Consider the following 12,768-nt stretch of genomic DNA (forward strand, 5'->3'; position numbering starts at 1 on the left):
AAGATGTCAAGATGGTGTGCATGACCCCACGGCGCAGCGACGCGCTCTCCCGCGAGCGCATCATCGAGGCCACCGTCCGGATCCTCGACGCGGAAGGCGAGAGCGGCCTGACGGTCCGGGCGGTCACGGCGCATCTCTCGACCGGCCGGGGCGCGATCTATCACCACATCGCCAACAAGGACGAGCTCCTGGCCGCGGCGGCCGATGAGCTCGTCGGCGCCGTGGTGGCCGCGGGGCGGGGCGACGACCCGATCCGGGCTCTGGCCCTCGGGATCTTCGACGCGATCGACGCGCACCCGTGGCTGGGCACGCAGCTGGCCCGCGACCCGTTCCAGCCGGCCGTCCGGCGCATCTGGACGGGCCTCGGGGTGCCGCTGCGCGAGCTCGGCCTCACCGGGACGCGGCTGTCCGACGCGGGCGCGGCCCTGGTCAACTATGTGCTCGGCGCGGCCGCCCAGCACGCCGCGGGCGCCCGGCAGGCCCCGGACGCCGCGGCCCGGAAGGACTACCTCGAGGCTCTGGCCGCGGAGTGGGAGCGGCACGACGGCGATCCGCTCGTGCGGGAGGCGGCATCGTCGCTCCGCGAGCACGACGACCGCGCCCAGTTCCTGGCCGGGGTCGACATCTTCCTGGCCGGCATCAGCGGTTGACCAGCTGCCAGACCTTGGTGTGACGGGTGGGGACGCTTTCCAGGGACACCGGGACCGGGATGTCGTACGCGGCCCGCTCGATCAGGCCGGAATCGGGCAGGTAGGCCCGGCCGGGGTCGCCCACCAGCACCAGGGAGCCGCGGCCGGCCACCCGGCGCAGGAAGGGCAGCACCCGGGCCGCCATCTCGCGGCTGTAGAAGACGTCGCCCGCCAGCACCACGCCGTACTCGTCGTCGCGGTCGAGGATGTCCTCCTCCAGGGCGAGCACGTCGACGTTGTTGGCGGTGGCGTTCGCGGTGGCCGCGGCCAGCGAATAGGGGTCGATGTCGTTGGCCGTCACCGGGTGGGCGCCGGCCACGGCCGCCGCCACCGCGACCAGGCCCGAGCCGGTCGCGAAGTCGAGCACCGAACGACCCGCGACCAGGTCGGGGTGGTCGAGCACGTGCCGGGCCAGGGCCTGACCGCCGGCCCAGGCGAAAGCCCAGAACGGTGGCGGCTGGGCGACGCCGGCCTCCTCGGTCTTCTCCCAGAGCGCGATCGGCTCGTCGGCCTGGAACAGGGTGATCTCGGGGACGAACGGGACCGGGGCGGGGGTGGTGTTGCCGCGAATGAACTCCAGGAGCACCAGACGATTGTGCCCGGTTCCTCAACCGGGGCCGCGCCGGGCCGATCAGACGGCACGTCCCCCACGGAAAAGGAACACCCATGCCGGCTCGCTGGGCCGCCGCCCTCTTCGGCGGCTGGATGGCAGTGCTCGCGGTGCTCTTCGTGCTGGTTCCGGCCGGCGCGCAGACGCCGGTGCGCCTGCTCGCGGGGATCACCGCGGTCGCCGTGGTGACGCTCGGCGTGCGCCGGAACCGGCCCGCACACCGCTTCCCCTGGCGCATGCTGACCACCGCGCTGGTGCTCTCGGTGCTGGGCACCGCCATGTACCGCGCGCCCGATCAGGTCCACCTCAGGCTGCCCGACCTGGCCGGCGTCGGCTCGCTGCTGGTGCTGGCGAGCTATCCGGTGCTCGCCGTCATGCTCGTGGCCTTCCTGCGGCGCCGCTCCGCCAAGCCGCGCGACCGGGCCGCGCTGCTCGACTCGCTCACCGTCACCGCCGGGGTCGCGCTGCTGTCCTGGAGCTTCGTGATCGGCCCCACCCTGCGGCCCTCCGCGGCCGAGACGTGGCAGCAGATCGCCTTCCCCCTGTGCGATCTGCTGCTCGTCGGCGTGCTGGCCCGGCTCCTGGTCAGCGGCGTCACCACGACCGCGGGCCGGATCCTCGGCGCCGGTCTGGTGCTCATGCTGATCAGCGACGCCGGATACGGGATGTCGCTGCCCGGCGGTCCCACCTACCTCGTCGGCCTGGGCCGTTTCGCGCTCTACGCCGCGGCCGGCCTGGCCGCGCTGCACCCGTCGATGGCCGAACTCGACCGCCCGGCCGGTCTGCCCGTCGCCCAGCTCGGCCGGGGCCGCCTCGCGCTGCTCGGGGTGGCGTCGATGGTCGCGCCGGTCGTGCTGCTGGTCCGCACGGTGCTTGACGGCGAGGACCCCGACCTGACCGTCGTGGCCGCCCTCAGCGCCCTCACGTTCTTTCTCGTGCTGCTGCGGATGGCCGGCATCATGGCCGGTCACCGTCAGGCGCTGGCCCGGGAGCGGGCTCTGCGCACGGCCTCGGCAGCCCTCGTCTCGGCCGCCGACACCGACGAGGTCGGCGACGCCGTGCGTACGGCGGTGGCCCAGCTGCTGCCCCCGGACACCCAGCACGCCGTCGTCCTGGCCGTGACCATCGCCCAGAACGGGCCGCTCGCGCCCGAGGCGGCCGAGCAGGCGGCGCTCGACCGGACGACCGGCACCGCCGGGCGGATCATGCCCACGCGCGACGCCGACTGGGCGGTCTCGGTGCGGCTCGCCAACTTCCCGATGACGCTGCGCTGCCCGCTGGTCCTCGCCGACCGGCCGACCGGCGACCCCCTGCTCGGCGTGCTGCACGTGGCCGCGCCCGCCCGCGCGCTGCCCGGGCTGGTGCGCGCGATCGAGGTACTGGCCACCCAGGCCGCCCTGGCCCTCGAGCGGATCGCTCTCAGCGAGGAGGTCATCCGCCGCAACAGCGAGACCTATTTCCGTACGCTCGTGCAGAAGACCTCCGACGTCATCCTCATCGTCGACGAGGAGAACCGGGTGCGGTACGCGAGCCCGTCCGCCGCCGGCGTGCTCGGCGACGACCCGACCGGACTCTTCCTGCCCGCCGTGATCGACCCGGCCGAGCGCTCCCGCCTGACCGAGGTGCTGGCCGCGCTGCGGGCCGGCGACAACCTGCAGGAGGGCCTCGACTTCCGCGGGGACCGGGCCGACGTCGTGCTGGAGATGCACGGCCAGGACCTGCGCTCCGACCCGACCGTGGCCGCGCTCGTGATCACCTTGCGGGACGTGACCGAGCGCCGCCGGCTCGAGGCGGAACTGACCCACCGGGTGTTCCACGACGCGATGACCGGGCTGGCCAACCGGGTGCTCTTCCACGACCGGCTGGGACACGCGCTGGCCCGCGGCGCCCGCGACGGATCGGTGGTCGGCGTCCTGTTCATCGACCTCGACGACTTCAAGAAGGTCAACGACACGCTGGGCCACGCGGTCGGCGACCAGCTGCTGATCGGGGTGGCCAACCGGATCGCGGGCGCGCTGCGGGCCGACGACACCGCGGCCCGGCTCGGCGGCGACGAGTTCGCCGCCCTGGTCGAGAACGTGCAGGACCCGGGCGCGGTCGAGGAGACGGCCCAGCGCATCCTGGCCGCGCTGGCCGAGCCGATCATGCTCGACGACGGCTCCGAGCTGACCGCGGTGGCCAGCATCGGCATCACCACCACGCCCGAGGCCGACACCGCCGACGAGCTGCTGCGCCAGGCCGACCTCGCCCTGTACGTGGCCAAGGGCGCCGGCAAGAACCAGTGGCGCCGCTACCAGGCCCACCTGCACGGCGCGATGGTCGAGCGGCTGGAACTGCGCTCCGCCCTCGACCACGCGGTGCACGAGGGCCACTTCCTGCTGGCGTACCAGCCGGTGGTCGATCTGAGGACGGACGAGGCGGTGGGCTTCGAGGCGCTGGTGCGCTGGCACCACCCGACCCGCGGGGTGATCGCGCCGGCCGAGTTCCTCGAGGTCGCCGAGGAGAGCGGCCTGGTCGTGCCGATGGGCCGCTGGGTGCTCGACCAGGCCCTGCACACGGTGGCGCAGTGGTGGAGGACGTTGCCGCGCAGCCGCCGCCCGTACGTCAGCGTCAACGTCTCGGTCCGGCAGTTCCGCGACGGCAACTTCGTCGAGCAGGTCAAGCAGTCACTGGCCTACGCGGGCGTGCCTCCGCAGGCGCTGATGCTCGAACTGTCCGAGGACCTGCTGGCCGACGAGCACGACGCGATCTGGGCCGACCTCGCCGTGCTGCGCGATCTCGGCGTCGGCATCGCGATCGACGACTTCGGCACCGGGCACTCGTCGCCCGGCGACCTGCGCCGCCGCCCGCTGGACGTGGTGAAGATCGACAAGACCTTCCTGGACGACACGGCGCTGGTCACCGGTCTGATCACGCTGGCCCGCTCACTGGGCCTGACGATCGTGGCCGAGGGCATCGAGGACATCGCCCACCGCGACATGCTGATGCGCCTCGGCTGCCCGCTCGGCCAGGGCTACCTGTTCTCGAGCCTGCTCGACGGCACCGAGGCGCTGAGCCGCATGACCGGCGGCAGCCACCTCCCCCTCGTTGCGTAGGCCCTGTTTCGGAATTCACCCAAGTGCGAGGCGAGGTCCAGGTGACGCCAGGCGCCGGCTGGGCCACGCCGCAGCCCTGGGTGAATTCCGAAACAGGGCCTAGCTAGTACGGGTTGCCCTCGCCGGGGAGGCGGCCCTTGAGCAGGCCACCGAGCCGGCCGGGGAGGTCCGGGTTGCCGGACAGGGGCGGGCCGCCGTCATCGTGGGCCCGGTCGGCCATCCCGGCGATCAGCTCCTTGAGGGCCGACACGGCGTCGCGCCGGGGCTGCCAGCCCAGCTCGGTGGCGGCGCGGTCGCACGACATCAGCGGGGCCTTCAGGGCCAGCTGCACCCAGCCCGCGTCGATCGGCTGCAGGCGCAGCCACCAGCTCGCCGCGGCCGCCCCCCGCAGGGCGAAACCGGGAACGGGCACCTGGACGCCGTGGAACGTGCGCGCGGCCACGGCCGGATCCAGCACCGGGCCCGCGGCGATGTTGAACGCGCCCTGAGCATCCGACAGCACCGCCCGGGCGTACGCGTCGGCGACGTCATCGGCGTGCACGGCCTGCATGCGCAGACCCGGATGCGACGGCACGACCGGCAGCCACTGCGGCCGCAGCAGCCAGGCCGGAAGCAGCGGGCCCGCGAAATAGCGCGAGATCTCGGTGCCGACCGCGCGCTGGAAGATCAGCCCGGGGCGCAGCCGCACGACGCGGAGCTGCGGGTGGTCGGCCTCGATCTGGTCGAGCATCCACTCGACGAGCGCCTTGTGCCGGCTGTACGACGACTGCAGCACCCCGGCCCGCGGCCAGCTCTCCCGGACGAAGGCGTCCTTGGGGCCCGCCGAATAGGTGCCGACCGACGACGCGACGACCAGCGCGGGCACCCCGGCCCGCAGGACCGCCTTGGCCACCGCCCGGCTGCCCAGCACGTTCGTACGGTAAAGCAGCTTCTGATCGTGGCTCGGCTGGATCTGCCAGGCCAGCTGGACCACCGCGTCGGCCCCGGCGAACACCCCGGCCAGCTTGTCCTCGGCCTGCGACGAGCCGACGTCGACCGAATGCCACGACGCCTTGGCGTACACCCCGGTCGGGGCGGGCAGGCGCCGCGCCACGCCGACGAGTTCCACGTCCGGCTCGGCGCTCAGACGGCGCAACAGGGCGGTTCCGGCGTTCCCGGTGGCTCCGACGATCACGACTCGCATGTCCTGACGCCTACCCTGGCCCGCGCGGTTGAACCACTCCGGCGCGGGTACGGCCCAATCATGGATCTCGTCGTGAACGGTGACCGGCACAGCCTCGAGATGGATCCGCGGACGACGCTGCTGGACGCGTTGCGCGAGCATCTCGGTCTGACCGGCGCCAAGAAGGGCTGCGACCACGGGCAGTGCGGCGCGTGCACGGTCCTGCTCGACGGCCGGCGCGTCAACAGTTGCCTGATCCTGGCCATCACGCTGGACGGCGCCTCGGTCACCACGGTGGAGGGGCTGTCCCACCCCGTACAGGAAAAGTTCTTGGAGCATGACGGTTTTCAGTGCGGCTACTGCACGCCGGGGCAGATCTGCTCGGCGGTCGGCATGCTCGACGAAGCCGGGGACGACGAGCTCACCGACGACGACATCCGCGAGCGGATGAGCGGCAACCTGTGCCGCTGCGGGGCCTACCCGAACATGGTCCGGGCGATCCGGGAGGTGGCGGCCCGGTGAAGACGTTCACGTATCGCACCGCGACCTCGCTCGACGACGGCCTCGAACCCGGCGCGGTCTTCCTGGCCGGGGGCACCAACCTCGTCGACCTGATGAAGCTCGGCCTCGCCACCCCCGAGGTGCTGGTCGACGTGACCAAGCTGCCGCTGAACGAGGTGAGCGACCGGCCCGGCGGGGGGCTGCGGATCGGGGCGGGCGTACGCAACAGCGACCTCGCAGTCCATCCCCGGGTGCGCCACGACTATCCGGTACTCAGCCAGGCGTTGCTCTCCGGCGCGTCCGGCCAGCTGCGCAACATGGCCACCACCGGCGGCAACCTGCTGCAGCGCACCCGATGCCGCTACTTCATGGACCCGACCATGCCGTGCAACAAGCACGCGCCCGGCTCCGGTTGCCCGGCCCGGTCGGGCGACCATCGCAACCTGGCGATCCTGGGCGGGTCCGAGGCCTGCATCGCCACGCACCCGTCCGACATGGCGGTGGCGCTGGCCGCGCTCGACGCCGTCGTGCAGATCAGCGGCCCGTCGGGGGACCGCTCGGTGCCGGTGGCCGAGTTGCACCGCTTGCCGGGCGATGATCCGTCGGTGGACACCGTTCTGCAGCACGGCGAGCTGATTACGTCGGTTGACCTACCCGCTGTTCTGTCCCGTACGAGCGCTTATCGCAAGGTGCGCGACCGGGCCTCGTACGCCTTCGCGGTGGGCTCGGTCGCGGCTGTGGCCCGGATCGACGACGGCACGGTGACCGACGTACGCCTGGCCTTCGGAGCCGTGGCGCCCAAACCGTGGCGTGCCTACCGGGCCGAGGAGGCGCTGCGCGGCCGGCCCGCTACCCGCGAGTCGTTCCTGGCCGCCGCGGACGCCGAACTGGCCGCCGCCGAGCCGCTGCGCGACAACGCCTTCAAGATCACGCTGATCCGGAACCTGGTCGCCTCGGTGCTGGAGGACCTGTCATGACCGCCACCTCGGAACGGTCCGTCGGGCAGCCGCTGCGGCGCATCGAGGGACCGGACAAGGTCACCGGCGCCGCCCGTTACGCCGCCGAATACCAGGTCGGCGACGATCTCGCGTACGGGTGGGTGGCGCAGTCGCCGGTGGCCGCCGGCACCCTGACCGGGGTGACCGTCGACCCGCTGGTGGAGGCCGACGACGTGATCGCCGTCCTCTGGCACGGCAACGCGCCCCGGCTGAGCCCGGCCGACGACCCCGAACTGGCCGTGCTGCAGTCCGACCGGATCAGCTATCGCGGGCAGGCGCTGGCCCTGGTCGTCGCGCGCACCCTGGAGGCGGCCCGGGCCGCCGCGCAGTCGTTGCAGCTCACGATCACGGCCGGGTCGCACGACACGGTGCTCCGCGCCGACCACCCCGACCTCTACACGCCGGAGAAGGTGAACCCGAGCTTCCCCAGCGAAACGGCCACGGGCGACGTCTCCGCCGCCTTCGCCGCGGCGCCGGTCCGGATCGACGTCACCTACACCACGCCGGCCCTGCACAACAGCCCGATGGAACCGCACGCGACGACGGCGCTCTGGGCCAACGACGACCTGGTCCTGTACGACTCCAACCAGCACCCGCCGGGCATCGCGGCCACCGTGGGCGCGCTGTTCGACCTGCCTCCCGACCGGGTCCACGTGATCACCGAGCACGTCGGCGGCGGATTCGGCTCGAAAGGCACCGCCCGCCCCAACGCCGTGCTGGCCGCGATGGGCGCCCGCGTCACCGGCCGGCCCGTCCGGCTGGCCCTGCCCCGGCAGGCGCTGTTCAGCATGGTCGGCCACCGCACCCCGACGATCCAGCAGCTGCGGCTGGCCGCCGGCCCCGACGGCAAACTGGCCGCGATCGACCACCTGGCCGTCGAACACACCTCCCGCCTCTTCGAGTTCGCCGAGCAGACCGCCGTGTCGACCCGGCACATGTACGAGGCCCTGGCCGTACGCACCGGCCACCGGCTGGTTCGCCTGGACATGCCGACGCCGCGCTGGATGCGGGCCCCCGGCGAGGCGCCCGGCATGCTGGCCCTGGAATGCGCGATGGACGAGCTGGCCGTCGCGCTGGAACTCGACCCGATCGAACTCCGCGCCCGCAACGCTGGCTCCGCCGCGCTCGTCGACTGCCTGCGCCGCGGCGCGGACCGCTTCGGCTGGTCCGACCGTGACCCGCGGCCCCGCCGGCAACGCTCCGGCGACTGGTGGATCGGCACCGGGGTCGCCGCGGCGACCTACCCGGCGATGGTCCAGCCGTCCTCGGCGCGGGCCCGTCGCCTCCCCGACGACAGCTTCGAGGTCTCGATCGCCGCGGCCGACCTGGGAACCGGCGCCCGCACCGTGCTGACCCAGATCGCCGCCGACGCGCTCGGCGTCCCCCACGACCGGGTGCGCGTACGCATCGGCGACAGCACCCTGTCCTTCGCCTCGGTGGCCGGCGGCTCGTCCGGCACGGCCTCGTGGGGCTGGGCCGTCACGGGCGCGTGCCGGGCACTGCGCGAGTCGGGCCGCCCGGAGGAGACCTTCGACAGTTCCGCCCTGGTCGAAAAGCTGAACCAGGAAGGCAAGCACGCCTTCGGCGCCCACTTTGCCGAGGTACGCGTCGACGCCGTCACCGGCGAGGTGCGGGTGTCCCGCCTGTACGGCATGTACGCCCCCGGCCGCATCCTGAACCCGCGCACGGCCCGCAGCCAGTTCATCGGCGGCATGGTCATGGGCATGGGGATGGCCCTGCACGAGGAAAGCGTGCTGGACCCGGCCGAGGGGGTCTGGGTGAACCACGACTTCGCCGAATACCACGTGCCCACCCACGCCGACGTCGAGTCGGTGGAAGCCGAGTGGATCGAAGACCCCGACGAGGGCCTGAACCCGATGGGCAGCAAGGGAATCGGCGAGATCGGCATCGTCGGCTCACCGGCCGCGATCGTGAACGCGGTCTGGCACGCCACCGGCATCCGGGTGCGCGACCTGCCCGTCCGCCTGGACAAGCTGCTGCCCCACCTGTAGCCCCTACTGGCTCCTACCCCCATGGCCCGCCCTACCAGGGGGCCCCCACCCTAAACAGCATCCGGGCGCTCCGGCCGGTTGTCCACAGGCGCCTGAGTTATCCACAGGGCCCGGATTTCTGGTGGCGGCGGGGTGGATCGGTTGCCACGATGCCTGCGTGACCGACGATCCCTTGCTGCGAAGTGCCCAGAGCCTATGGGCCGAGCTGGCCTGCGCGCCAGTGGAGTTCCGGGCCGACGCGGTCGATGTCGCCGTCTCGCCGCGGTCGCTTCTCTGCCCACCGGGTTGGGCCGGCATCGTCAGCCTCGGCGGGTCCACGATCGCCACCGCACCCGATGAGGAATCGGCGGAGGCGATGCGGCAGGCGCTGTCCACAATCGACCGGCTGAATCGCCTTACCGTCCTCGAGACGTTGGGGCCGGCATCGCTTTCCTACTGCGATGCGGCGGCCTTCCGGCCGGTGGCGGAGGTCGGAGAGGGACAGGCGAATACGGGTGACGACCGCGGCCATGCGATCGGTGCGCCTGGCCGACGGATGGCCGCCGTCGAGGTCGTTTCCGCGGATGATCCCGAAGTGGAGGAGATGCGTGCCGGGGTCAGCGCCGAGGACGACGGGGAAGCGGGGCTGCAGGACGTCACGTCACGGCTTTTCGTCGTACGGGGAAAGGCCGCGGCCGGCTATCGGGTGTGGCCCCGGGGGACGGCTCACCTCAGCGTGCTCGTGGCCGATGAGTGGCGGGGGCTCGGGCTGGGGCGGCTGGTGGCTTCGGCGGCCACGGCGGATGCGCTCGACCGCGGGCTGATGCCGCAATGGCGGGCGCGGCCGGAGGCTTCGCGGCGGGTGGCGAAGCCGCTCGGGTTTCGCGAATTCGGTACGCAACTCAGCCTGCGACTGGGGCCCGGGGCCCGGTAAACCAAGGGTCCGGTGGCGCCGGCTGGTCGATCGCGGGAATGGACGAACCGCCCCGGCGTCGGAGAATCGGCGACGAGGCGGCTCGGGTTCGGGTGGCGATCTCTTTGCGGGATGCGCCAATCAGCGGGTCATGCGGTTGTGCACTGGGAGCCGTTCAGCGAGAACGAGGACGGCGCCGCGGTTGAGCCGGTGTGGTTGGCCTGGAAACCGAACGACGCGCTGCCGCCGGGCGGAATCGCGCCGTTCCACGTGATGTTGCGGGCGGTCACCGCGCCACTCGAACCGGTCAATGTGGCGTTCCAGGAACTGGTGATCGTCTGGCCGGCCGGCAGGGTGAAGGCGAGCGCCCAGCCGTTCAGGGCGGTCGATCCGGTATTGGCCACGGTCACATTGGCGGTGAGTCCGCTATTCCACGTGTTGGTGGCGTATGTGATGCGGCAGGAAGCGGTCCCGCCGGTCGGTGGCGAAGTGGGCGGAGTTGTCGGCGGCGTAGTGGTGGGGGGATTACTCGGAGTGCCGCCGTTGCCGTTCACCTGGGCGCTGAAATCGGTCACCGCGAGGCCCGCGCCGCCGATCCAGGGCTCGAATCCGGCCTGAATGCTCGTCAAATACCAACTGCTGGTGATGGCGCCGCGATTCTGCACGTCCCGGATGAAGTCGAGGACGCTGAAGCTCCAGCTGCTGATGGCCGACGGGGCGACGTAGGAGACGACGGCATTCGAGCCGTTGCTGCCCTGCCACACCTGCCACGTACGGCCGCCGATCGTCGCATTGCCGACAACCGAGCCGATCGGCTGGATCGAGCCCTGCCGGTTGAACCAGATCATGATTTCCTGCTGGTTCACGCCGTCCTTCTTGGGCGACGGGTCGAGCCAGATGTCGTAGGCCGCGTCGTAGGTCGCGCCCGAGACGTACCGGTAGCTGATGCTGCTGGTCGCGCTGGAGATGTCGCTGACCCGGATCGGCAGGTTCGTGCCCGGCGAGCAGTTGGTGTAGTGGCAGCCGAGATAGACCGCCGGATAGGACACCGGGGCGCCGCTCGTGCTGCCCGTGCCCTGCTGGCTGGTGATCGAAAAACCGGTGCTGGTGACGTCGATGCACTGCTGGGCCGAGGTGCCCCAGCGGTTGTTCATCACCACGTAGCGGCCACCGATCGTGGTGCTGCCGTACTGCTCACAGATCTGCGCGTCGGCCGCGGCCGGACCGGCGGCGGCAAAGGCGGTGACGGCGGCGGCCGCGAGCAGGCCGGAGGCCAGGGCGGCGCGGAGAAGACGTCGCATTTCGTCAGCTCCTTGGGGAGGGGGAACCCGTGGGGACGGGACTGGGAGCGCTCCCAGCGCACGTTACAGGACATTTACGAGCGTGGAAAGAGCCGGGACCACGGGCTCGCCGGGCGGGCCACCGGAGGGGGTAACCGGCAAGGGAATTGCGACATGCGGAAGGGGGCAATTTGCACCGGGAGTAATCGCAAGACAGAATGAAAGCGTATCGACATTCCACGGCGTTGCCGCACGCGCAAAGTCGTGGCCTCTAATGACATCGTGGTAGGAGCGGGGCACACCATGGCCAAGCAGGTAATAACCCTTCTGACCGACGACATCGACGGCGGCGAGGCAGATCGCACCGTCGAGTTCGGACTGGACGGTGTGAACTACACGATCGACCTCTCCGAGAAGAACGCCGGCAAGCTTCGCAAGGCGCTCGACCCGTTCCTGAGTGCCGCTACCCGGGTGGGTCGCACGGCTGTCGTATCGCCGACGCGGCGTACCGCCCCGGCCAGCACGGGCCGCGCCAGCCGCGACCAGAACCAGGCGATTCGCGAGTGGGCGAACAAGAACGGCTACGAGGTCTCCGAGCGCGGACGCATCCCGAGCCACATCGTGGAGGCGTACCACAGCAAGCGATAGGTTGACCCAGCAAGCGCTGAAATGACGGCGTCGCCGATCCACGGCGGCGCCGTTTCTTCGACAATGGGGTGGGACCATGCCGGTGGTAATCGTGACGGGCGCGTCCAGTGGAATCGGCCGCGTCACGGCCGAACGGCTTGCCCGCAACGGCGCCACGGTGGTGCTGGCCGCTCGCAGCACGGACAAACTCGCGGCCCTCGCCGAGCAATTGCCGAACGCTGTCGCGGTGCCCACCGACGTACGGGATCAGCAAGCTCTGGCGAATCTCGTCGAGCGCGCCACGGCGATCACCGGACGGATCGACGGGCTGGTCAACAACGCGGGCGTCGGCGGGGTCGCGTCCGTGCTCTCCGAGGACTCCGCGGTCGAGGGCATGATCCAGGTCAACCTGCTCGCACCGATCCGCCTGATGCGCGCGGTCGTGCCGATCATGCGGGCGCAGGGCGGCGGCTCGATCGTGAACATCGGCTCGGTCGCGGGCGAGGTCGGCATGAGCGGCGTCTACTCGGCCACCAAGTTCGCCTTGCGGGGCATGACCGATTCCGTACGCCGGGAGCTCGCCGGAACGGGAATCGGCGTCACCCTGATCGAGCCCGGCTATATCGCCGGCGCCGCCAACAAGAACCGCTCCGGCCTGCCCGGGCCCGAGATCGTCGCTGCCGCGGTGGAAAGCGCTTTGCGCCGTCCCCGCCGGCGCGTGATCGTCCCGGTCAAATATCGGGCCGCGGTCATCGCCGCGAACGTCTTCCCCGGGATTGCCGACCGCATGTACGCGGGCAATGCCGCCGGGAAGGGCGACGTCAAGGGCCGTCTCTGATTCCTGTGGACAGGGCGGCTGCTGTGGATAACCGGCTTTCCCCGCTTGACACCGCTTAGGGTTC

At 71.5% G+C, this 12,768-nt stretch carries 11 protein-coding genes; 8 read left to right on the forward strand and 3 right to left on the reverse strand.

Annotated features, from left to right (window positions below):
* Nucleotides 1–20 precede the first annotated feature (20 nt).
* On the forward strand, nt 21–650 hold the full coding sequence (locus ACZ3I4_RS44850; RefSeq protein ID WP_465388277.1) for a TetR/AcrR family transcriptional regulator: 630 nt from the start codon (nt 21–23) through the stop codon (nt 648–650).
* Here ACZ3I4_RS44850 and ACZ3I4_RS44855 read toward each other — a convergent pair.
* A complete protein-coding gene (locus ACZ3I4_RS44855; protein WP_465388278.1) occupies nt 640–1,275 on the reverse strand; it encodes a class I SAM-dependent methyltransferase in 636 nt (211 codons plus the stop codon). The two genes, ACZ3I4_RS44850 and ACZ3I4_RS44855, sit on opposite strands and share 11 nt — an antisense overlap.
* A gap of 80 nt (nt 1,276–1,355) precedes the next feature.
* On the opposite strand from ACZ3I4_RS44855, the gene ACZ3I4_RS44860 reads away from it, so the two are divergent.
* The gene (locus tag ACZ3I4_RS44860; protein WP_465388279.1) at nt 1,356–4,394 is read left to right on the forward strand and encodes a putative bifunctional diguanylate cyclase/phosphodiesterase; all 3,039 of its coding nucleotides are present in this window, start codon (nt 1,356–1,358) and stop codon (nt 4,392–4,394) included.
* A gap of 103 nt (nt 4,395–4,497) precedes the next feature.
* Here the strand turns inward: ACZ3I4_RS44860 and ACZ3I4_RS44865 are convergent, their stop codons facing one another.
* Complete coding sequence (locus tag ACZ3I4_RS44865) at nt 4,498–5,577, reverse strand: NAD-dependent epimerase/dehydratase family protein (RefSeq protein WP_465388280.1); 1,080 nt, start codon at nt 5,575–5,577, stop codon at nt 4,498–4,500.
* A 60-nt stretch (nt 5,578–5,637) separates the two neighbouring features.
* On the opposite strand from ACZ3I4_RS44865, the gene ACZ3I4_RS44870 reads away from it, so the two are divergent.
* From ACZ3I4_RS44870 to ACZ3I4_RS44885, 4 genes are all read left to right on the forward strand, one after another.
* Nucleotides 5,638–6,078: a (2Fe-2S)-binding protein gene (locus ACZ3I4_RS44870; protein WP_465388281.1), complete on the forward strand. Its 441-nt coding sequence runs from the start codon at nt 5,638–5,640 to the stop codon at nt 6,076–6,078.
* Complete coding sequence (locus ACZ3I4_RS44875; protein WP_465388282.1) at nt 6,075–7,034, forward strand: FAD binding domain-containing protein; 960 nt, start codon at nt 6,075–6,077, stop codon at nt 7,032–7,034. The genes ACZ3I4_RS44870 and ACZ3I4_RS44875 overlap by 4 nt, the downstream gene beginning before the upstream one ends.
* Nucleotides 7,031–9,067: a xanthine dehydrogenase family protein molybdopterin-binding subunit gene (locus ACZ3I4_RS44880; RefSeq protein WP_465388283.1), complete on the forward strand. Its 2,037-nt coding sequence runs from the start codon at nt 7,031–7,033 to the stop codon at nt 9,065–9,067. The genes ACZ3I4_RS44875 and ACZ3I4_RS44880 overlap by 4 nt, the downstream gene beginning before the upstream one ends.
* A 157-nt stretch (nt 9,068–9,224) precedes the next feature.
* Nucleotides 9,225–9,980: a GNAT family N-acetyltransferase gene (locus ACZ3I4_RS44885; protein WP_465388284.1), complete on the forward strand. Its 756-nt coding sequence runs from the start codon at nt 9,225–9,227 to the stop codon at nt 9,978–9,980.
* A gap of 128 nt (nt 9,981–10,108) precedes the next feature.
* On the opposite strand, the gene ACZ3I4_RS44890 is transcribed toward ACZ3I4_RS44885, so the two are convergent.
* Nucleotides 10,109–11,260 (reverse strand): glycoside hydrolase family 12 protein, encoded by a 1,152-nt coding sequence (locus ACZ3I4_RS44890; protein ID WP_465388285.1) that lies wholly within the window; start codon nt 11,258–11,260, stop codon nt 10,109–10,111.
* Nucleotides 11,261–11,542: 282 nt separating this feature from the next.
* Between ACZ3I4_RS44890 and ACZ3I4_RS44895 the strand changes: the two genes are divergently transcribed.
* Both ACZ3I4_RS44895 and ACZ3I4_RS44900 read left to right on the forward strand, forming a co-directional pair.
* Complete coding sequence (locus ACZ3I4_RS44895; protein WP_465388286.1) at nt 11,543–11,887, forward strand: histone-like nucleoid-structuring protein Lsr2; 345 nt, start codon at nt 11,543–11,545, stop codon at nt 11,885–11,887.
* A 76-nt stretch (nt 11,888–11,963) separates the two neighbouring features.
* Nucleotides 11,964–12,704: an SDR family NAD(P)-dependent oxidoreductase gene (locus tag ACZ3I4_RS44900; RefSeq protein WP_465388287.1), complete on the forward strand. Its 741-nt coding sequence runs from the start codon at nt 11,964–11,966 to the stop codon at nt 12,702–12,704.
* Nucleotides 12,705–12,768: the final 64 nt, after the last annotated feature.

This window comes from Actinoplanes sp. NPDC021490 (genome assembly GCF_055562135.1).